A 20,332-nucleotide genomic window follows, 5' to 3' on the forward strand; every position below is an offset into this window, starting at 1 on the left:
ATAAATAATTATTATTAATATAGTAGAAGCTAAAAATGAAATCTCTATCTCATGCCTTTAAGGCAATGCTATTAGCAGGTGTCAGTACCTCTTTAGCACAGGTTGCCTATGCCCAAAAATCCGCTATTGATACCGAACGAGAAAACATCATCATTTTCTCCCGTCAAGGCGATCTCCAATTAAATCAAGCTATTCCCAAACTTGAGTCCTTATTTAAGAGGACTCAGAATTCGAAAGTGCGCGATGATTTAATGACACTCTATCTGAGGACGAATCAATCCGCTAAAGCACTTTCACTTTGCGAAAGCTGCGCTCCAGCGCAATTTTCCCAAAATGAACTCGAAAATTTAGGCAAAGCCGCTCGAAATGAAAAACAATACGATCGTGCCGTTGTATTCTATTCCCAATTGCAAAAGCAATACCCTGATAATCCAAATGGATGGCTTGGTGGCGCATTAGCTTTCACAGAAACCAAAAACTACTCTGCTGCCAAAAATGCACTCAGTGTTTATAAAAAACGTTTCGGACAAGATAATGCCTATCTTGATGCAGAAAGTTATTTGCTTGATTTCACTGAACCCGACATGGCTAAACTTGGCCGTTGGCAACGTCAGTTAGAACAAAATCCAAAAAATATCACCTTAATGAGAGAGTTGTATCGTTTAGCATCGAAATACAACCTTCAACCATTACAAGAGAAATTACAAAAAGCCTATCCTGATCAATTCAATCAAAAAGACATGATGTGGTTTGAGCATGGTAAGACAATTACCTCTTCAAAAAATGCGACAACGCCTACACAACAAGAAAAATCATTTGAAGAATTGACCGCACTTTTGGCCAAAATTAACCCTGAACATCCTTTGTATCAACAAGCATTGCAAGACCGTTTTGTGATGGGTGTCCGATTGAATAAATTTGATGAAATAGAGGACAACTTCAGTACATTACAAGCTCAATCTAATGTGCCTGCGTATTTAGAAGAAGCCTTTGGGGATTATTGGGCAGCAAAAGGCTCACCACACAAAGCATTAGCGATTTATCAATCAGTTGAACAACAAGCCTTAAACCATAAACTCGCTGTGAGTGATGGTTTACTTCATAAACTTTCTCTGACTGCAAGCGATGCGGGAAAATTTGAATTGGCGCAACAATATTTGGAGCGTATGAATTCAAATGTTTATATCCATGACTATACCCGAACATCAAAAATTCTGAATCCAGGCTACGATTCTCGCTATTTTGGTTTGGCACGTTTAGCGTTATGGCGTGGTAACAGCAAATTGGCTCAGCAACTTATTGATGATCGTCTATTTAACAAAACGCCTGGTGATCCATGGGCTATGTTGCAAAAAGCAGAACTTGAGCGAAATCGTGGTAACTATGATGATGCCAAATTATGGACTGAAAAAGCCGGTTATTTTTTGAGTAAAAATGATCAGCAAGAAGCACGCAATAACCTGGCAGAAACTGCTTTAAGTCAAAATGATTTACCAACAGTTTCAAAAACAATTGATGCAATGAATGAAGAACAACGTCAGTCAGCACAATCCCTCATAAACCATTACGAACAAGCACGTTCTAGCAAAATTGTAGGAAGTATCGGCTTACAGCATCGTACCTCACCAATCAGTTATAGCAATGAAAGTAGCCAAGATTATGCGATTTACACACCGAAAACAGCAAATGGTCACGATCTCTACGTTCATTACTTAGAAACTCGTTCCCCTTATGACAAAGAAAGTCTCATTTCTCGCCGAATTGGCGTAGGAACAGAGCTCAATTTCTATCCACTCCAAGTGAAAATGGAAAGCGGGAAAGGCGTTAAGCTTAATGATAAAGCCTATTTCTCTACAGAGGCAAATTATACCCTCAACCAACACTGGTCATTTAATTTAAATGCCAATATTAATGGTAGTGGTACTCCAGTTAAAGCCATCAATAAAGGTGTGTATACCAAAGATATTGGTTTCTCTACCACATATTCCTATTCCGATATTTTCCAAGCTGGGCTAGGTGGTGGCGTCATGAAATTTGATGACGGCAACTTAAGAAAAGAAGCCAATTTCTGGTTGAATCTCAATACATTCAAACATGACCGTTGGACGCTAACCAACAATTTCAGAGTCGATTACAGCAAAAATAAAACCATTGATTCTGCTGAATATTACAACCCACTAAAAGCGACAAGCTTGGAATTCGGTGCAGATTTAAGTTACTACCAACCACTTAATTATGGCTTAGTCTTAAATCACCACTTGAAAGCCAGCGTAGGTGCTTATAAACAGGCAGAACTTAATCGAGAAAAGATGTGGTCGATTAGCTACGGACATCAATGGCGTGTTGGTAAAAAATTTGGCGTGTCTTATGAAATCGGGCGTAAAAAGAATATTTACGACGGCAGTGCTGAATTCAACAATTTCGGAAATTTAAACTTCTCTATTTATTATTAAATACTTAAGCGGTATAACCTTATGAGATCTCTAAAACATTTTGCAAAAATCATTATTTGCACGCTTTCCCTTTTCTCTGCTTTTGCCTTTTCGCAAGATCGTTATGGCGTATTAGCCTATCACTCAGTTGTGGATGAAAGTGCGGCTGAAAATCAAAAACAGTATTTTCCTCAAACGATTTCAGCCCAAACCTTAATTAAACATTTTAATTGGTTAAAAGAAAACGGATACAACGTGATCAGTTGGCAGCAAGTTATCGATGCTGAAAATGGTAAAGGCACATTACCTGATAATGCGGTATTACTAAGCTTCGACGATGGCTATGAGACCATGTACAACGTGGTCTTCCCTCTATTAAAGGCCTATAACTACCCAGCTGTCTTTGCGCCTGTAACGGGGTGGTTAGATACGCCAGAAAATCAAAAAATCACTTATGCCGATAAAATGCTGGATCGTTCTGTTTTTGCTACTTGGTCGCAAGTCAAAGAAATGGAACAAAGTGGACTCGTTGAAGTTGCTTCCCATACACATAATCTTCATAACGGTATTAATGCTAACCCATCTGGTGGTCAATTGCCCGCAGTGATTGCGCCTGAATATAAAAACGGAAAATATGAAACGGAAGATGCCTACAAAAACAGATTAAAATCTGATTTCACTCGTTCTGTTCAAACGTTAGTCAATCATATTGGTAAGAAACCACGTGTAATGGTGTGGCCTTATGGACAATTTAATGATGTTGCGGTGCAAATTGCACGACAAGCAGGAATGCCACACTATTTCTCATTAGGTGAGAAAATCATCAATAAAGTGGGTGATAAACATATTGGACGTTTATTACTTAATGCAGAAACCGATCTAAATACCGTTAAAAACTATCTCGATGGTATTGATGAAAGCAAGCAAATTCAACGTGTGCTACATGTTGATTTAGACTATGTCTACGACGCAAATAAAGCTCAACAAGCCAAAAACCTTGATAAATTAATCGAGCGTATCTATCGCTATGGTGTGACGACAGTTTATCTTCAAGCTTTCTCCGATCCTGATGGAGATGGTGTAGCGGATGCCTTGTATTTCCCTAATAAATATCTTCCTGTTCGCGATGATATTTTTGGTCGAATTGCCTGGCAATTGCAAACGCGCGCGGGCGTACAAGTCTACGCTTGGATGCCTGTACTCGCCTTTGATTTACGCAAAAGCGTAAAAGAGGCGGAATATGTCATTGATAGCCGCACGGGTAAGCCTTCAACAACGGCCTATTTACGTCTTTCACCTTATAACAACCAGAATGTTGAAATCATTAAATCCATTTATAACGATTTGTCATTCCACGCCAAATTTAACGGCATTTTATTCCATGATGACGCGTTCCTAACCGATTTTGAAGGAGCTGAAGGTAATCATGCTGAAGGCATGGTTAGCTCACAAGCAAAACAAAAAACACAGGATTTAATCCAATTAACCCATCAACTCACCGATGCGTTAAAACCTTATTTCTTGCGTGGTTCATATTCTCTAAAAACGGCTCGTAATCTTTATGCCTCAGTGATCACTAATCCAAATGCTGAAGAATGGTTAGCACAAAATTTAAAAACGCTCACCGAAAATTACGACACGACAGCCATTATGGCGATGCCATACATGGAAAATGAGCAGCCTATTTCACAAAAAGAAGCCTATCAATGGTTTGCGTCTCTCATTGAAAATGTGAAAGCCCTAGCGCCATTAGAGAAAGTCTTATTTGAATTCCAAGCGGTGAATTGGCGGACTCAAAAGCCAATTCCTGAATCCGAATTGATTGATTGGATGACGCTATTACAAAAAAATCATATTTATAGCTATGGCTACTATCCGGATAACTTTTTAACGAATCAACCGGATATGAACAAAATGAAACCGTATTTTTCCGTAAATACGAATGCAGGAAAACAATAAGGATTGACTTATGAACTAACAATTCTTAGAAGCCGTGAGTATCTTCGTATTCATGTATCCTGCCGGAATGGCGATATATTGGGTGACTGCAAGTCTGTGTTATTACCTTTTTATGGAAGGAAAACTTGGGCAACCAACTTTCCAACAAATGCCAAAGGAACGTGTTCCGATGGTCAGCATTATGGTGCCTTGCTATAACGAAGGGGACAACCTAGATGAAGCTATTCCTTACTTGCTCCAACTCAGATACCCAAACTATGAACTAATCTTCATCAACGATGGCAGTAAAGATAACACGGGTGAAATTATTGATCGTTGGGCCAAAGCTGACGAACGCATCGTGGCGCTTCACCAAGAAAACCAAGGTAAAGCCAGTGCATTAAATCATGGTTTGTTAGTTGCTAAAGGTGAATATGTAGCCTGTATTGATGGCGATGCAGTATTGGATTTCGATGCGATCGATTACATGGTGCAATCCCTCGAATTAAACCGTGCTTATGGCGCCGTTACTGGCAATCCACGCGTACGTAACCGCAGCACCATTTTAGGTCGTCTACAAGTTTCTGAATTTAGCTCCATTATCGGTTTAATCAAACGCGCTCAAAGTCTAATGGGAACCATTTTCACGGTATCCGGCGTATGTTGTCTATTCCGCAAAGATGTAATGGAAGAAATCGGTGGCTGGAGCACCAACATGATCACCGAAGACATTGATGTTAGTTGGAAAATTCAAACGGCTGGTTACAACATCATGTATGAGCCTCGTGCCTTATGTTGGGTATTAATGCCTGAACGTCTTTATGGCTTATACAAACAGCGTTTACGCTGGGCACAAGGTGGTGCTGAAACCATTCTCAAATATTTCCCTCAGGTCTGGCGTTGGAGAAACCGCCGTCTATGGCCAATGTATGCCGAATATTTTGTTACAGCAACTTGGGCAATCTTATTAGTTGCACTGGTTGCACTTGCACTATACCGCAAGATTACCTTAGGTATAGGTATTCAAAACATGGAGCTGTTTGAAACAAATATCTCGATCATGTTTTTTTCCTTCTTCTTACAGTGTCTCTTAAGTTTATACATTGATTCACGTTATGAAAAAGGATTGATCCAATATGGAATTTCCTGCATTTGGTATCCCTACGTTTATTGGTTACTCAATACAGTAACGTTACTCGTTGGAATCCCAAAAGCGATTTTTAGAAACAAGTCCAAGCTAGCTGTCTGGACAAGCCCTGACAGAGGAGTTTAAATAATGGCAACCGCCACTTTACAACAATTGATGGTTATTAATAAAGGTAGCAGCCTTCCCTTGCTGATTAAAGCCAAAAGCTTTGTACTAGATCTAGTTACCTGGGCTTTATGGGCTTATATCATCACTTTTGTCGCGAGATATGCGGAACGCATCTTCACTAAACCGATTCTGGAAAGTTTCTTTTTTGTTGATGTGGTCAGCATCATGTTTTCTGTCTCTGCGGTACTGGTCATATTGGCTTATATTTGGTCTATTCTTACCGTAGCAAAAGAATAACTCGCAAAAACTTAATATAAAAAAACCGCACTTTGATTTGTAAATCAAAGTGCGGTTATTTTTAGAAATGTTTAATTAGATACGATATTCTCTAATTAAGCTTTTGGACCTGCTGCGATAAGCGCTTTACCTTCTGCATTAGTCGCATATTTTTCGAAGTTTTTCACGAAACGTCCAGCAAGGTCTTTCGCTTTCGCTTCCCATTGTGCTTTATCTGCATAAGTATCACGAGGGTCTAAGATCGCAGGATCTACACCTGGTAATGCTTTTGGAATCGCTAAATCAAAGATTGGTAACTCGCCCATTTCTGCTTTTTCGATAGAACCATCTAAGATGGCATCGATAATACCACGAGTATCTTTGATTGAGATACGTTTACCTGTACCGTTCCAACCAGTATTAACTAAGTAAGCTTCTGCACCAGCAGCTTGCATACGTTTAACTAACACTTGAGCATATTGTGTTGGGTGGAGAGTTAAGAACGCTGCACCGAAACATGCTGAGAAAGTTGGCGTTGGCTCAGTAATACCACGCTCTGTACCTGCTAATTTAGCAGTAAAACCAGATAAGAAGTAGTATTTGGTTTGCTCTGGTGTCAATTTAGACACAGGAGGTAACACACCGAATGCGTCCGCAGTTAAGAAAATAACTTTCGTTGCGTGACCAGCACGAGAGACTGGTTTAACAATATTATCAATGTGATAAATTGGGTAAGACACACGAGTATTTTCAGTTTTAGAACCATCATCGAAATCAACTGAACCATCTGCACGAACCACGACGTTTTCTAATAACGCATCACGACGGATTGCGCGATAGATATCCGGCTCATTTTCTTCAGAAAGATGGATAGTTTTCGCGTAGCAACCACCTTCAAAGTTGAAGATACCTACATCATCCCAACCGTGCTCATCGTCACCGATTAATTCACGTTTTGGATCGGTAGAAAGTGTGGTTTTACCTGTACCAGATAAACCGAAGAAGATTGCTACATCACCATCTTTACCTACGTTAGCAGAACAGTGCATTGCACCTACACCTTTAAGTGGTAGGAAGTAGTTCATCATTGAGAACATACCTTTCTTCATTTCGCCACCGTACCAAGTACCACCGATTAATTGGATACGCTCAGTTAAGTTGAATGCAACGAAGTTTTCAGAGTTCAAACCTTGTTCTTTCCAGTTCGGGTTGGTGCATTTAGAACCATTCATTACCACGAAATCAGGTTTAAAGGTTTTTAATTGTTCTTCTGTCGGACGAATGAACATATTTTTCACAAAGTGTGCTTGCCATGCTACTTCAGTCACAATACGCACTGCGATACGGTCTTGTTCACTTGCGCCACAGAAACCATCAACCACGAATAAACGTTTACCAGAAAGTTGTTTAGTCACAAGACCTTTCAAGCTTGACCAAGTTTCTTGAGTCATTGGTTTGTTATCGTTTTTAGCTACATCAGATGTCCACCATACGGTATCTTTTGTAGTATCATCTAAAACGATATACTTATCTTTCGGTGAACGACCAGTAAAGATCCCAGTATCTACTGCCACCGCACCAGTTGTGGTAAGTGTACCTTTTTCAAAACCTTCTAAACCTGGTTTGGTTTCTTCTTCAAAAAGTTGTTCATAGCTTGGGTTATAAACCACTTCTTTTACGTCATGAATACCAATGGCTTCAAGTTCTTTAATTACATTTTTAATGTCAGTCATAGTTCACCTCTTGATTAAAGTTTAAAAATTTTTCCTATGGTTATTGTAGGGGAATTGCCAGAAAAAAAATGTTAACTAGATCAAATTTTTGAACATTCATTGAAAATTCCTACCTATTTTTAGGGTGTTTTGGGGAGCCAAGATGAAGTGCAGTTGATTTCACCTTTACTTTTACTATATAGTGATAACCATTCTCAAATTAAGACCGAATAACCATGTTCTCATTTCTGCGTTTACCCTTTTTATTTTTCCTGCTGATGTTTACACAAAGTACTCAAGCAGAACCTGACTTTAAGATTCCTCCTATTCAAGAAAGCATGAAAAAAATGTATCAAATTCAACAAAAAGATTTTACCTTTGAAAACAAACATTATCGTTTGTTTATTGCGGTACCGCCAAAAACATCACAAAAACTGACCGCACTTTACACCTTAGATGGCAATGCTCAATTTCCAATGGCAGTGAATGCAGTCAATCCCAATAAACCTCTCCCGCTTATTGTCGGTATCGGTTATGTATCAGATAAAGCTTATGTCATTGAAGAACGCACGAGAGACTACACTTTCCCGGCAGAAGGTGCCGAATTCGCCAAAGGCGGAAAAGCTACTGATTTTCTACGTTTTATTCAACAAGACGTAAAGCCTTATATTGAACAGCATTTCGATATCAATAAGGAAAAACAATATTTCTTCGGTCATTCTTTTGGTGGATTATTTGGATTGTATGTACTCTTCCATCAACCGGATTTATTTCAACATTACACGTTGGCAAGCCCTTCTCTTTGGTGGGGAAATGGCTCATTTCTACCTCAAAATGAACCATGGATTAGCCAAAAACCATCACATATTCTGATTACATTAGGCTATTATGAAGAGCATCCTGAAGAGGATCCGAATATGACTGAAGAACAATTACAACGAATTAATCAACGGAAACAAATGCGAACAATCAATGCGCATCAATTGGCGGAAATATTGGAAAAACAAGGTAATTCCGTAGAGTTTATTTCCATTCCCAATAAAAATCATGGTGGCTCGATTCCGGATGCCATCAAACATTGTTTAGAACAAGTTCAACAATAAAGGCCATAAAAAAATCCCCGTTATCATGAACGGGGATTTTTCTTATTGGGCTTGTTTGAGTTTATCAATCGCTTCTTTATTGAAGAAGTAATGCGTGCCACAACATTCACACTGCATATCAATGCTGCCTTTATGCTCCTCTAAGATTTCCTCAATTTCAGCTTCTGGAATCAGTAATAATGCTGCCCCTGAACGCTCAGGTGAGCAACCGCAGAAGAAAGAAACAGTTTGCGGTTCAAAAACTTCCACTACTTCTTCATGATATAAACGATAAAGCAATTCTTCTGCGGGCAATCCAAATAACTCATCATCTTTTACGGTTGCAACTAAAGTAGTTAAATGCTCAAAATCTTCTGGTGTACCTTGACCATCTGGCATGATTTGCAACAACATCCCTGCAGCAACTGGTTTGCCTTCATATTCACCTGTGCGAATAATAAGTTGGGTTTGTAATTGTTCTGAACGGACAAAATAGTCTTCTAAACATTCCGTAATCGTTGGTTTATCTAAACCGATAACGCCTTGATAACGTTCACCTTCAGTTGGAGCAATCGTAATCACTAACACACCTTTACCGATCATATCATGAAGGCTCATACCATCTTGAATATCACCTTGTACACGTGCTAATGCACGGATCTGTTGTTGGTCATTACCATTTACTAAAGCTAATTTTAATGGGCCATCACCTTGAATTTGAACAGTAATATTACCGTTAAATTTTAATGTTGCGGTCAACAAATTAGTCGCTACCATCATCTCACCCAATAAGTTTTGTACTGCTTTTGGATAATGATGGGTATTCAAGGTATCAGTAAAAGTTTGGTTTAATCGCACCCATTCACCACGCACTGCACGGTTTTGAAAAAGGTAACGGTAAAGTTTGTCATTATCTTGAGTATAATTCATTATTTGTTCCTATTTATTCTTTGAGTAAAAAGTGCGGTCAATTTTGTGAATAAATCTAAAACGTTCAAAAAAGATGTCGTTTTGTTACCGCACTTCGTGCCTGTGCAGTATTATGGGGGTGAAAATCAAAATTACAAGCCAAAAAGAAAAGCGGATAGCTTTCACTATCCGCTCGTTTTATAAGATTAAACTGATAAATTACCAGTATGCACGTAAACCGATAACAGTTTTGAAGTCACGGCTACGATCAAGCTGTTTACCTGAGTCTTTATCGAAGGTATTCTCGTATTTAGTACGAGTAGCTTGCCATTCTAAGAATGGTTTCACTTTTAATGAACCTTGATTATACACATAGTATTCAGTACCCACTAAGAATTGGCGATCTGTTGATTTTGAATATGCAGAACCTACAGGTAAAGTTTTCTCAGTTTTGTAAGAATACATTGCATATACATTCCAGTCTTCATTTAAACCTTGGCGAATTACTGCGGTCACTTCATTATTTTTTACTTTGTTACCTGCACCATCTTTATTTTTAGTATCTTTGTGAGCAAAGTCTAAACCATAAGTAGTGTGAACAAAGTTATATGCTAAGCCTAAAGCGTAAGCATTGCTGTAATATGCTGTTTTGTTAGCATTTTCAGAGATTTCACGAGTGAAACCTGCTGCGACAGTTACATTTTGGATACTATCAATTTCATGATCAAAGATAAGACCTGTACCCCAAGTGTTTTTACGGTTATTTTTTAAATCTACGTTTTTGATGTTACGTTTGCTTGAACCGCCGTAGTACGCACCAAATTTCACTTTATTTGAACCATAGTCACCATTATAAACATATTGTGTTACACGACGAGCTGAAGTCTCTAATAAACCATCAGTCAAGCTATAAGTATTTGCTAAATCACTTTGTGTTACTTCATCAGTAATAGTTGTCATATTACCGTAAGTTAACTCACCGAATTGTTTGTGGCCAAAACCAGCATAAAGTTGGCGAGTATAAACATGGTCAAAATCATGTTGTGAAGGCGCATCACCACGCATACGCCATTCCGCACGGCCTAAAGCGTAGAAATCCCCACCTAAGCTTTGTTTTAATTTGAAACCGAAACGTGAGTTGTCGTTATCAACTGCGTGATTGATGTGCTCTTTAGTTACATCACCGTTTACATAGTTAGTTTTGTTAGAGGTGCTTTCCCATTTAACACGTAAAGAACCGTAAAAATCAACATCTGTACCAGTTTGGTCAATGTGGAAGTTATAAGCTTGTGCAGAACCTGCTCCTGCTGCTAATGCCGCTACAGATAAAGCAAGAAGTGTTTTTTTCATAACGCTTTCCCTATTATTTAATGAAGTTTATTAAAAAATTGAACTTTTTGCAGTTTATACACTACAACCTAAATGGTCAACCCTAAATTTTGCCAACTATCAGAAAATAGGCAATATTTTGACTAAAATCAATCCAGATAAATACATATTCGATTATTTTATCGCCTATTTAATTAATAAATTAAGCGCAGAAAATACTTGGTCTGAGGTAATGTTTTCCATTGAATTCGCTGTTAAATAATGCTGATTTTGACCATAACAGCCAATTAAGGTCGGATCTGTTGCGCCATAAAGCGTAATATTGGGTTTATCCAGTGCGGCAGTCAAATGGGCAAGTCCTGTGTCTACCGATACCACGGCTTTCGCATTGGCAATTTGTTCAGCCAATTCATGCAATGAAAGCCTAGGCAAAACAACTACATGAGATAAGCCGACAGCCAATCGCTCTGCTCTCGCCTTTTCTTTTTCGTTTCCCCAAGGTAAACGAACTTGAACAGAAAGTGCAGTCAGTTTTTCGATTAAATTTCGCCATTCTCGTTCTGGCCAATGCTTTTCATCTCTTGTCGTAGAATGAAAAAAGATCACATAAGGTTCGATAGAATCTTCGGAAATGAAATGTCGAGCAATGTCATAATCCCCTTTTTCTTTCGGTAATGGATAAGATAAGGCTTGCGCAAAAAGTTGACGAATACGTTCTACCGCATGTTGTTGATAGGAAATAGTGTATTTTTTATCGTAGAAAAATGAAGCAATCGGTTCACGGATACTTTTGCAATCATAGCCATGTTTAATGCCATTAGCTAAGCGTGTTACAAAAAAAGCACTCTTAAAAAGCCCTTGTGCGTCAATCACGGCATCATATTGCTTGGCTTGCAATAACGCGCGGTAAGATTTCCACTCGTTTTTGGTCTGAGTCGAAAAAGGCGATTTTCGCCAACGTCTTAAGGCAATTGGAATGATTTGCTTCACGGCAGAATGCCAATGTGGAATTTCGGCAAAATTCTCTTCTACCACCCAATCAATAGAGAGATTAGGAATAGCACGCTGCGCATCAGTCAATGCCGGCAAAGTATGGATTACATCACCCATAGAAGACGTTTTGATCACGCATACTTTCATTTAATTAACCTTCTTCCCCAGTGCATAATACCGAGACCTGATACAGCTAAAATACCACCAATAATTAAGGATGAATCCACTTGTTCATTCAACCAAACGGCTGAGAATAAAATCCCCAAAATCGGCACAAGTATGATATAAGCTGAGGCATTACCTGCCCCTAAGTATTTCACCCCATCAAAATACCATGCATAGGCTAATACTGTTGCTCCAAATGCGAGACCAAGCAAACTGATCCACTCACCTTGAGATAAATTCAATACCGTAAGCCAATCGTCTGCACTTTCCACGCATAACGCGCTCATAAATAACAATAAAAAACCAAAAATAGAAGATAATGTGGTTGCGGTGAGCGAATCAATTCCCGCGAGTACTTTTCTCGCCAATAAGGTGTAAACGACCCAACAAATTAGCGCCCCAATTAATAATATTTGCCCAAAGCCAAATGAATCCATCATCTGTAAAAAATTCCCTTTTGTGAGAGCCAATAGTGATCCACTCATGGCAATAATCATTCCGAGTATTACCCATCGATTCCATTTTTCTTTAAATAAAAAAATTGCCAAAAGTGTCGTGAAAACAGGGTTTGTTGCTACAATCACGGCTGCTTGCCCCGCAGGAAGATATTTCAGTCCCCAGATAAAAAACGTGGAATAGGCAAAAACACCGAAAAAGGCAGTCACAAACAAACCTATCCATTGGTTTGCTCTTAGTTGTTTCGCATATTTAAAGCGATTTGCCGCATATAACCAAATCATGAGCGGAATAATCGCAAAGAAAAATCGCAAACTGGAGGCAACAAATGTCGGCATAGCTTGGGCAACCACCCGCCCCCAAGGCCAAGATGCCCCCCATAAAATAGCCATTCCGATTAATTGTAAGTGTATGCGGAGAGGGTTCATTTTGCTAATAATGCCTCTAATTTTTCTAATGCCATTTCTGGTGTAATATCAATCAAACTTTGATGATACCCTTCTGAGCTATCTGTACTTTTACGCACCTTAATTAAATCGCCTTCAATTAAACGAATAATCACGGCTTTATCAGATAATGGTGGTGTATAAGTTGGACTCGTTGGGCCGTAAAGTGCAACCAATGGACGATCTGTCGCAGCGGCAATATGCATTAAGCCACTGTCATTACTCACTACTGCCGTACAGTTAGCAATTAAATCTACCGCTTGATTCAGGTTAGTTTGTCCCGCTAAATTTAAACAAAACGGTTGCAGTTCTGCTGGCAACGCATTGCGGATTTGCTCTCCTGCTTCCACATCTTTTGGTGAACCAAATAATTCTACCGCATAGCCTTTTTCAATCAGCATTTCGGCTAACTTAGCATAATGATAATGCGGCCAACGTTTAGCTGGACCAAATTCAGCTCCAGGACAGAAACCGATTATCAGACGTTCGCCTAAAAGTGCGGTCTGTTTTTCAAAGTTTTTTAAGGTTTCCGCTTGTTGAGTTGGGTCAACGGTTAAATAAGGTTTTAGAACAGGAATATCTGCCGCTTTCGGTACTGCATTTCGCTCAAAAGCTAACGCCACATAACGTTGCACCATCATGGGGTAATCACGTTTGTTATTGCGTAAATCGTTAAGTAAGAAATAACGGCTTTCCCCTTTCCAGCCTCGACGCACCGCAATTTTTGCAAAGGCAGGAATAAAGGCTGACTTCAAGGAGTTTGGTAACACAATCGCCATATCATATTGATTGCGTAATGCCTTACCTAAACGATAACGTTCGCACAAGGCAAACTTGCCATGTCCGAGCGGCATTTCAATGGCATGACGCACTTCTGGCATACGGGCTAAAAGCGGTTTACACCAATTCGGCGCCATCACATCAATTTGGCAATCAGGGTATTGCCGTTTGAGTTGTTGATACAAACTGTGCGACATCATCATATCGCCGACCCAAGACGGGCCGATAATTAAAATATTCATGCTTGACCTTATAACAAAAGTGCGGCTAAAAATAAGACCAATTTTAACCGCACTTTATTCATTTTCTAGTATTGAACGACATTATTTGTTCAATATTTTTATTTATTTAACCACGCCATGTACTCAGCCACACCTTCCGCTACGGTTTTAAATGGTTTGTCGTAGCCAGTTGCACGAAGTTTCTCAAGGTTAGCTTGCGTATATTCTTGATAGCGAGATTTCAAATGTTCTGGGAATGGAATAGTTTCCACTGCACCTTTGCCATGGAATTTAATCACTGCTTTTGCCACTTCTGCAAAAGACTCTGCATTACCGGTACCACAGTTAAAAATACCTGAAATACCATTTTGCCAGCACCAAATGTTGACTTGAGCCACATCACCTACATAAACGAAATCACGGCGGAAGTGTTCACTGCCTGCAAATAATTTTGGATTTTCGCCTTTCAGGATTTGGTTATTTAAATGGAATGCCACACTCGCCATTGAGCCTTTGTGTCCTTCACGCGGACCATAAACGTTAAAATAACGGAAACCACATACCGGTGATTGCGCTTCAGGTAAAATCGCACGCACATATTGGTCAAATAAGAATTTAGAATAACCGTACACATTCAATGGACCTTCAAATTCACGCTCTTCACGGAATTCAGTTTTATCACCATAAGTCGCCGCACTTGATGCATACAAGAACGGAATTTGACGATCTAAGCAGTAATGCAATAACTCTTTTGAATACTCGTAGTTATTGTGCATGATGTATTTACCGTCCCATTCAGTAGTCGCTGAGCAAGCCCCTTCATGGAATACCGCATCGATATCACCTAAATCATCGCCTGCAATAATTGACGCAATGAAGTCTTCTTTATCACAATAATCTGCGATATCAAGATCCACTAAGTTAATGAATTTAGTCCCATCTTTTAAGTTATCTACCACTAAAATATCTTTGCGTCCCATATCGTTCAATGCTTTAACGATATTACTGCCGATAAAGCCGGCGCCACCTGTTACGATAATCATAATTCTGTCCTCTTTAAAATAAGTCTGTGTATTGTAATAGATTTTGTGCCACTTAGCCAAAAAACTCTGTGAAAAACAACCGCACTTTTAGCCCCCAATAACTTGTCCAACCCGTTGTGGCCAAATCCATTTTTCCTTTATTTAAAATAATAATCGTCGGTGTCACATTCACCTGCCATTGATCCGCAATCTTGCCTTGAGGATCATTCACCGTTGTAAACTGATAGTAATGGGTTTGTAAATAATCTTCCACGTCCTTATTTGTTCCTGAACGTAGCGCGACAGAGATTACCGGATAGCCTTCTTCTGAAAGTGAATTAATCGCTGGAGAAGTATAACGACAATAACCGCACCAACTTCCCCAGAAATAAATGATCGTCGGCTTAGCTTGATCTAATTGGGGTAAAAAGAAGGCATTCCCCTGTAAATCATAAAGTGCCGTCGCATTGATTTCAGGCGGAATATTAGGTTTACGAATAAAATCGAGAATACTGCTTACGACAATCAACGTTAGCAGGAGCGAAATCGCATTTTTTAATAATGTTTTAAGTTTCACAATAAAATTTCATGATCTAGGATAAATGGATTGTAATCGATCAGAAAAGTGCGGTCAAAATTGCAGAGATTTTGTTATGATAATCACATCATTTTATAAGGAGAAAAAATATGGATAGTAAACAATTAGCACAGTATATTGATCACACTGCCCTTACTGCAGAAAAAACAGAACAGGATATTCTTAAGCTCTGCGATGAAGCCATTCAATACGGCTTTTATTCAGTCTGCATTAATTCAGGCTATATTCCTTTAGCCAAAGAAAAACTCGCTGGCTCAAACGTCAAAATTTGTACGGTAGTCGGTTTTCCACTCGGTGCCAACTTATCCTCAGTCAAAGCGTTTGAAACCCAAGAAGCCATCAAAGCGGGTGCGGGTGAGATCGATATGGTAATTAATGTCGGCTTGATTAAATCCAATAAATGGGATGCCGTAAAAGACGACATTCAAGCTGTATTAACCGCTTGTCATGGCGTGCCACTTAAAGTGATTTTGGAAACCTGCTTACTCACCAAAGAAGAAATTGTGAAAGCCTGTGAAATCTGTAAAGCGTTAGGTGTGGCATTCGTTAAAACCTCAACCGGTTTCAATAAAGGCGGTGCAACCGTAGAAGATGTCGCTTTAATGAAGAAAACGGTAGGCAACATTGGAGTAAAAGCCTCTGGCGGTATTCGTGATACTCAAACCGCACTAGCCATGATTGAAGCAGGTGCGACACGAATTGGTGCAAGCGCAGGGATTGCCATTATAACTGGTACTTCTGGTAATACCTCAAGCAATTACTAATCAATAATAAAAAAGGAGATTGAAGTGGATGCCTCAATCTCCTTTTTAATCATCAAAGACTTAATTAAGCTTTAATTTGTCCTTTTAAGAAATCTAACAACTGATCTTTTGCAATCATTTGTTTTTCACCGGTGCGGCGATTTTTGTATTCAATTTCGCCGTTTGCGAGATTTTTCTCCCCAATTACCACCATGTGTGGTACACCGATAAGTTCCATATCGGCAAACATCACACCTGGACGCTCTTTACGATCATCAAAGATCACTTCTACGCCTTGTGCTTGTAAAGTGCGGTACAACTCTTCGGCATATTCTTGAACGCTTTCAGATTTATGCATATTCATTGGCACAACAGCTACGGTGAATGGCGCAATTTCATCTGTTGGCCATACAATACCGCGCTCGTCAAAATGCTGTTCAATCGCTGCTGCGACCACACGCGTTACACCAATACCGTAACATCCCATGGTTACGACCATTGGACGACCATCTTCACCTTGAACGGTTGCATTCATGGCTTCTGAATATTTTTTACCTAATTGGAAAATATGACCCACTTCGATACCACGTTTGATCAATAAGGTACCTTTACCATCTGGGCTTGGATCACCTTCAACTACGTTACGAATATCCGCTACTTTTGGTAACGCTACATCACGTTCCCAGTTGATATTGAAGTAATGTTTACCATCAATGTTTGCACCCGCGCTGAAATCAGACACTAACGCCACTGAACGGTCAATAATCACTGGAATATTGAGATTAACAGGGCCTAATGAACCAACACCCGCACCAATTTTTGCTTTGATAACAGCTTCATCCGCAAACTCAAATGGTGAAGCCACTTCAGGTAATTTTTCTGCTTTAATTTCATTTAATTCATGGTCACCACGAATGACTAATGCCACTAACGGTTGCTCTTCGCTTGCCCCTTTTACGATTAAGGTTTTAACTGTTTTCTCAATTGGCAAATTGAATTGTTCCACCAACTCAGCAATTGTTTTTGCATTTGGCGTATCAACTAATTCCATTGCTTTCGTTGGCGCGGCGCGTTCACCAATCGCCACCGCTTCTGCTAACTCAATGTTTGCTGCGTAATCTGATTCCGTAGAGAAAATCACATCATCTTCACCGCTGTTTGCTAACACTTGGAATTCATGTGAGGCGCTCCCTCCGATAGAACCGGTATCCGCTTGTACTGCACGGAAATCTAAACCTAAGCGATTGAAAATATTGCTATAAGTTTGGTACATCACATCATACGTTTGTTGCAAGCTCGCATGATCCGCATGGAAAGAATACGCATCTTTCATGATAAATTCACGTGAACGCATGACACCGAAACGAGGACGTACTTCATCACGGAATTTGGTTTGAATTTGGTATAAGTTAATCGGAAGTTGTTTGTATGATGACACTTCACGACGAACTAAATCCGTAATCACTTCTTCATGTGTTGGACCTAATACAAAGTTACGATTACCACGATCCTCAAAACGAAGTAATTCTGGGCCATATTGTTCCCAACGGCCTGATTCTTCCCATAATTCTGCTGGTTGCACGACTGGCATTTTGATTTCAAGCGCGCCGCTTTTATCCATTTCTTCACGGATGATTTTTTCTACTTTACGAAGCACACGCCAGCCTGTTGGCATCCAGTTATAAAGACCTGAAGCAAGAGGACGAATCATCCCCGCACGAAGCATTAATTGATGGCTCACAATGGCCGCTTCAGCTGGGGTTTCTTTTAATGTTGAGAATAAATATTGACTTGTACGCATTGAATTAACCTTAGATTCTAAGCATTGAGAAAAAATTGGTGAGAGTATAACAAAAAGTGCGGTCATTTTTAACCGCACTTTTTTCTGAGAAAAGATTATCTTCTCGGTAAATATCTAACTGGATCGACAGATTTACCTTTATAACGGATCTCAAAGTGAAGTTTCACAGCATTGGTTCCTGTGCTACCCATTTTCGCAATCTCTTGACCCGCTTTCACTTCTTGTTGATCGCTCACAAGGATCTTGTCGTTGTGTGCATAAGCACTTAAGAAATCATCATTATGTTTGATGATGATTAAGTTACCGTAGCCACGTAATGCGTTACCCGCATAAACAACACGACCACTCGCAGCCGCTTTAACTGCTTGTCCACGAGAACCACTGATATCAATCCCTTTGTTACCACCATCGGAGTTAGAGAAACCTTGGAGCACGTTGCCTTGGGTTGGCCATTGCCATGCCACATTCGATGCCACTGGTGCTACAACGTTTGCATTAACTGGCGTATTGTTTGTGGTTTCCACTTGAGTTGTCGTTGTCACCGGTGTGCTAGGTGTATTGTTGGTAAACGCTGGTGTTGATGCACCACCTGTTGCAACACCTGATTTAATTGGACCAATTACCGTACCATCAGAACCAATTTGAGTACCGTTTGCACCTGGTGTATAAGTCACTTCTGGCTCAGCAGGAGCTGCCGGTGCAGCTGGTGCTGTCGTTTTCACTGGTACAGTCGTAGTAACCGTTTTAGTAGAACAATTTGAAATTTTTAACGTTTGGCCCACACTTAAGCTATAAGGCTCTTTCATATTATTCATGCTTGCTAAATCTTTCACGTCCATACCGGTCAAGTAAGCGATTAAGAACATGGTATCGCCTTTGTTTACTTTATAGGTATTTCCTTTGTATGAACCTTTTTGAATTTGGCTGTAATCCGGTGCATTAGTATTTGGATTACGAGGCACGTTGATTGCGCCAGAGCTGGTGCAATCAGAAACCGTTTTGGTTACTGTTTTAGTTTGTGGTTGAACTGGTGCTGGAGCTGGCGTTGGTTTAGGCTGTGCTGCAGCAGGTTGTTGAACCGGTTGATACGTCGGTTGGAAACTTGGTTGTGGTGTTTGAGTGCCCGTTGGCACGCTATTACCCATGGTATTTGGCATCGTATTTTGTTGAATTTCTGGCTGCCATGTACCGCTCGAATTATTATCAACAGGCTGCATTACACCCGGAGAAAGTGTGCCATCTACATTTTCAATTGGCGCAGGGCTATTTGAACTACAAGCTGTTAAAATAGCGATACTCACAGGGAGCAATAAAAACGATTTTTTCATTTATTCTTCCTTTAACATTAAATTTATTTCATTTGATTTGGCATCGAATTCTTTTCAATTTCCGGCATAAAGCTACCACCGGCAACCGCTCCCGTTCCCTCGACTGGCTGCATAATACCATCAGGTAACGCATCGGAATCTTGTTTTTTCGGCTCTCCCGTACAAGCAGAAATCAGCAATGCACTCGAGATAATTAAGAGTAATTTATTCATAAAAAAGGTCATCCTGTTATTTTAAAATAAGATAAGCAATCACAGCCAGAGCAACCACACTCCAACCAATGATTTCAATGGATTTACGTAATTTCGCGGCGAATTTCTCTCCGCCCCATGCGGCCAGTTTTGCCACTAAAATAAAACGAGCAAAACGCGATACAAATGCGGTTATCACAAAGGGTATAAATGACATTTGCATCACGCCGGCACAAATGGTGAAAACTTTATAAGGAATAGGACTAAAACCGGCAACAAAGACCACTAAAATACCCCATTCTTTAAACCACGCCATGGCCTGCTCCCAAGCGGCTTGGTAACCCCATTGTTGAATATAGCCTTGTACCCAATCAAAGGCATAGTAACCAATAGCATAACCAATCATTCCCCCCACTACTGAAGCGACCGCCGTATAAAGCGCAAAACGAAATGCACTTTTCGGTTTTGACATTGACATCGGAATCAACATCACATCTGGTGGAACAGGGAAAAAAATGGCCTCAATAAAACTCACAAAGGATAACCAAAACACGGCAAAGCGATGTTTTGACCATTGCATTGTTTTATCATACATCGCACCAAAAATATTCATTCACTTATCCTTTATTGCTTCAATAGGGAAAATTCGTTTCAA

At 39.8% G+C, this 20,332-nt stretch carries 18 protein-coding genes; 6 read left to right on the forward strand and 12 right to left on the reverse strand.

Annotated elements, in window-relative coordinates:
* The first annotated feature begins 35 nt into the window (after positions 1-35).
* Genes pgaA through AC979_RS04465 form a run of 4 tightly spaced genes read left to right on the forward strand, consistent with a single transcriptional unit; the run spans position 36 to position 5,922 of the window.
* On the forward strand, positions 36-2,453 hold the full coding sequence (pgaA, locus tag AC979_RS04450) for a poly-beta-1,6 N-acetyl-D-glucosamine export porin PgaA (RefSeq protein ID WP_049373032.1): 2,418 nt from the start codon (positions 36-38) through the stop codon (positions 2,451-2,453).
* Positions 2,454-2,474: 21 nt separating this feature from the next.
* Entirely contained in the window at positions 2,475-4,391 is a 1,917-nt protein-coding gene (gene pgaB, locus AC979_RS04455; protein WP_049373034.1) for a poly-beta-1,6-N-acetyl-D-glucosamine N-deacetylase PgaB, read from the forward strand.
* A gap of 52 nt (positions 4,392-4,443) precedes the next feature.
* Complete coding sequence (gene pgaC, locus AC979_RS04460) at positions 4,444-5,643, forward strand: poly-beta-1,6-N-acetyl-D-glucosamine synthase (RefSeq protein ID WP_049373036.1); 1,200 nt, start codon at positions 4,444-4,446, stop codon at positions 5,641-5,643.
* Between the two features lie 3 nt (positions 5,644-5,646).
* Complete coding sequence (locus tag AC979_RS04465; protein ID WP_065420546.1) at positions 5,647-5,922, forward strand: HmsD; 276 nt, start codon at positions 5,647-5,649, stop codon at positions 5,920-5,922.
* 95 nt (positions 5,923-6,017) lie between these two features.
* Here AC979_RS04465 and pckA read toward each other — a convergent pair whose 3' ends face one another.
* Positions 6,018-7,634 carry a phosphoenolpyruvate carboxykinase (ATP) gene (pckA, locus tag AC979_RS04470; protein WP_049368104.1) on the reverse strand — a complete coding sequence of 539 codons (1,617 nt, stop codon included), beginning with the start codon at positions 7,632-7,634 and terminating at the stop codon, positions 6,018-6,020.
* Between the two features lie 257 nt (positions 7,635-7,891).
* On the opposite strand from pckA, the gene AC979_RS04475 reads away from it, so the two are divergent.
* Complete coding sequence (locus tag AC979_RS04475; RefSeq protein WP_049373113.1) at positions 7,892-8,716, forward strand: alpha/beta hydrolase; 825 nt, start codon at positions 7,892-7,894, stop codon at positions 8,714-8,716.
* 42 nt (positions 8,717-8,758) lie between these two features.
* Here the strand turns inward: AC979_RS04475 and hslO are convergent, their stop codons facing one another.
* From hslO to AC979_RS04510, 7 genes are all read right to left on the reverse strand, one after another.
* Entirely contained in the window at positions 8,759-9,625 is an 867-nt protein-coding gene (gene hslO, locus AC979_RS04480) for an Hsp33 family molecular chaperone HslO (RefSeq protein WP_049368103.1), read from the reverse strand.
* A 198-nt stretch (positions 9,626-9,823) separates the two neighbouring features.
* Positions 9,824-10,954, reverse strand: a complete 1,131-nt coding sequence (locus tag AC979_RS04485; RefSeq protein ID WP_049369880.1) for a porin — start codon at positions 10,952-10,954, stop codon at positions 9,824-9,826.
* Between the two features lie 165 nt (positions 10,955-11,119).
* Complete coding sequence (gene rfaC, locus AC979_RS04490) at positions 11,120-12,073, reverse strand: lipopolysaccharide heptosyltransferase RfaC (RefSeq protein ID WP_049373038.1); 954 nt, start codon at positions 12,071-12,073, stop codon at positions 11,120-11,122.
* On the reverse strand, positions 12,070-12,975 hold the full coding sequence (locus AC979_RS04495; protein ID WP_049364722.1) for a DMT family transporter: 906 nt from the start codon (positions 12,973-12,975) through the stop codon (positions 12,070-12,072). The genes rfaC and AC979_RS04495 overlap by 4 nt, the downstream gene beginning before the upstream one ends.
* Positions 12,972-14,015, reverse strand: a complete 1,044-nt coding sequence (gene waaF, locus AC979_RS04500; RefSeq protein ID WP_049373040.1) for a lipopolysaccharide heptosyltransferase II — start codon at positions 14,013-14,015, stop codon at positions 12,972-12,974. Before waaF ends, AC979_RS04495 begins: the two co-directional genes overlap by 4 nt.
* Positions 14,016-14,113: 98 nt before the next feature.
* Positions 14,114-15,037: an ADP-glyceromanno-heptose 6-epimerase gene (rfaD, locus tag AC979_RS04505; protein ID WP_049373042.1), complete on the reverse strand. Its 924-nt coding sequence runs from the start codon at positions 15,035-15,037 to the stop codon at positions 14,114-14,116.
* 52 nt (positions 15,038-15,089) lie between these two features.
* Complete coding sequence (locus tag AC979_RS04510; protein ID WP_049373044.1) at positions 15,090-15,593, reverse strand: protein disulfide oxidoreductase; 504 nt, start codon at positions 15,591-15,593, stop codon at positions 15,090-15,092.
* 110 nt (positions 15,594-15,703) lie between these two features.
* Here AC979_RS04510 and deoC point away from each other — a divergent pair, with 110 nt between their 5' ends.
* On the forward strand, positions 15,704-16,378 hold the full coding sequence (deoC, locus tag AC979_RS04515; protein WP_049373048.1) for a deoxyribose-phosphate aldolase: 675 nt from the start codon (positions 15,704-15,706) through the stop codon (positions 16,376-16,378).
* Between the two features lie 64 nt (positions 16,379-16,442).
* Here deoC and proS read toward each other — a convergent pair whose 3' ends face one another.
* The 4 genes from proS to AC979_RS04535 form a co-directional block, all read right to left on the reverse strand.
* The gene (gene proS, locus AC979_RS04520) at positions 16,443-18,158 is read right to left on the reverse strand and encodes a proline--tRNA ligase (protein ID WP_049369887.1); all 1,716 of its coding nucleotides are present in this window, start codon (positions 18,156-18,158) and stop codon (positions 16,443-16,445) included.
* A 95-nt stretch (positions 18,159-18,253) separates the two neighbouring features.
* A complete protein-coding gene (gene nlpD / locus AC979_RS04525; RefSeq protein WP_049373050.1) occupies positions 18,254-19,486 on the reverse strand; it encodes a murein hydrolase activator NlpD in 1,233 nt (410 codons plus the stop codon).
* Positions 19,487-19,509: 23 nt separating this feature from the next.
* Positions 19,510-19,698, reverse strand: a complete 189-nt coding sequence (locus AC979_RS04530; RefSeq protein ID WP_049373052.1) for a hypothetical protein — start codon at positions 19,696-19,698, stop codon at positions 19,510-19,512.
* A 16-nt stretch (positions 19,699-19,714) separates the two neighbouring features.
* Positions 19,715-20,290 (reverse strand): YqaA family protein, encoded by a 576-nt coding sequence (locus tag AC979_RS04535; protein ID WP_049373054.1) that lies wholly within the window; start codon positions 20,288-20,290, stop codon positions 19,715-19,717.
* Positions 20,291-20,332: the final 42 nt, after the last annotated feature.

The sequence above is a fragment of the Parahaemophilus parainfluenzae genome (assembly GCF_001053575.1).
Classification (GTDB): domain Bacteria; phylum Pseudomonadota; class Gammaproteobacteria; order Enterobacterales; family Pasteurellaceae; genus Haemophilus_D; species Haemophilus_D parainfluenzae_S.